Below are 1,777 nucleotides of genomic sequence, written 5' to 3'. Positions count from 1 at the left end.
GGACGGCGCGGCTCCGGCGGGCGCCTGGCCCTGCCAATCGGCCTGCTGAGCGGAACCGCCCACCGGCGCGGCTGCTCCCGCGGGCTGCGCAGCGCCAGGGGTCGGCGCCCCGGCGGCAGGCTGCTGCGGGGCGCAAGTCGGGGCCGGCTGGCCCTGCGGGGTCGGCTGGCCCGAATCGTTGTAATCGGTCATGGCTTACTCCTTTATCTCGTGAGCCGGAGGCTCGATGTCCCAAGGGTCGGCAGCGGCTGCCCCCATTCCCGCGCCCGTGCCCGCAGCCGCCCCAGGCGGCACGGCCGAACCGACAGGCTCCTGAGGGCGGCGGGCCAGGTCGGAGCGGATGCGGAAGTACTCCCACACCAGCAGGACGAACAGGATGCTCATCACGATGAGGTAGCTCAGCACAGCGCCGGGCAGCCCGGTGAACGTCACCAGCAGGATGGGCACGAACAGCGAGAAACCGAAGGTGACCAGGTACAGCGTGGTCACGTCCTTCTGACGCCGCATGACGGTGATGGTCTGGTACAGAAAGTCGATGGCCGCGGTCACGCCGCCGGCGGCCAGCATGATGAACAGCAGGCCGCGGAACTGCTCGAAGTCGATGCCGTAGAGGAAGCCCATCACGGGGATGCCGATCCACGCCATCACCACCACGTTCGCCACGGTGATGCCGAGGATCACCAGGAGGATGCCGAGCAGGATCAGGTCGAACTGCCGCCGCTTGCGCGCATCCTGCCACACCTCGGCCATGCGCACGAGCAGCGGCTTGTACACGAGCTGCGCCGTGATGAGGATGCCCTGCGCCGGGAAGTACAGCGCGTTGAAGTACAGCTGGTTATCGTAGGAAAGCGAGCCTTCCATGACGAACTTGGGCATGTTGTCGATGACCGCGTACAGGAACAGCGCCAGGAACAGGGGCGCCGTGTTCTTGAACAGCGCCACGACGCTAGCCGGGCGCGCCTTGCGGGACTTCGGCGTCTCGAGCAGGGTCAGCGGGTAGGTGACCACCACGAACGTAGCCGCGGCGGCGATGGCCATGGCGAACGCGGCCGCCACCATGTTGCGCGTGACGAGCAGCGCGACGGCGAACGCCGCGAGCGCGAGCACCGAGCGGATGGCCTGGGACACGCCGGCCAGGTAGAGCTTGTCCACCTGCTGCAGGCGCCCTTCATACACGTCGGCCAGGCCGTCAACCATGCGGTAGAGGTAGATGCCGACCGAGATGTAGAACATCTCGGTCTCGTAGCCGCGCACGTAGCAGTAGGCCACGCCCACAAGCACCATGATGACGCAGGTGATCCATCGATTGACCTGGTAGTCCGCGAAGGAGTGGGTCTCCTCCACGTCGGATATCTGGTAGGTACGCACGCCGAAGTTGGCGAGGATCATGAGCAGCGACCCGGTGACGAAGGCCATGGAGAGCATGCCGGCCTGCTCGACGCCCATGAGCTGGGTGGCAATCATCGTGAGCAGGGGGAACACCATGCCCCACGTGCCCACGCCGACGGTGTTCCAGATGAAGTCGCGCGTGGTGCGATGGGCCGCGTAGTGCTCCTCCTGGCCGGAGAGGCCGCCGTCGGATATGGCGCCCATCACGCGGTCGAACCATTGGTTGACCAGGCGCGTGATGGGGTTCTGCCGCGGTTGCCGCGGGGGTGCCGCAGGGCCGCGGGATTCGCGCGGGGCACCGAGGCGGGCGGTGCGCGCATCGTGAGCCGAGGCCGAGCTGCCGGCCGCGGCGCGTGGCGGGCGCGCGGAGACGCCGTCGCGGGAGCCG

The 1,777-nt window shown here is 68.0% G+C and carries 1 protein-coding gene and 1 pseudogene; both read right to left on the bottom strand.

Annotation, left to right across the window (positions count from 1 at the left end; all coding sequences use genetic code 11):
- Positions 1-192, bottom strand: a pseudogene (locus D1643_RS11920) (hypothetical protein); the annotation flags it as partial.
- A 3-nt stretch (positions 193-195) separates the two neighbouring features.
- Positions 196-1,777, bottom strand: a 1,582-nt coding sequence (locus tag D1643_RS10835; RefSeq protein WP_236643571.1) for a lipopolysaccharide biosynthesis protein, incomplete at its 5' end; no start/stop codon positions are given.

This window comes from Enterorhabdus sp. P55 (assembly GCF_009911695.1).
Lineage (GTDB): Bacteria > Actinomycetota > Coriobacteriia > Coriobacteriales > Eggerthellaceae > Enterorhabdus.
The sequence above is the reverse complement of the archived record's forward strand: the minus strand, read 5'-3'. Positions and strand labels throughout refer to the sequence as shown.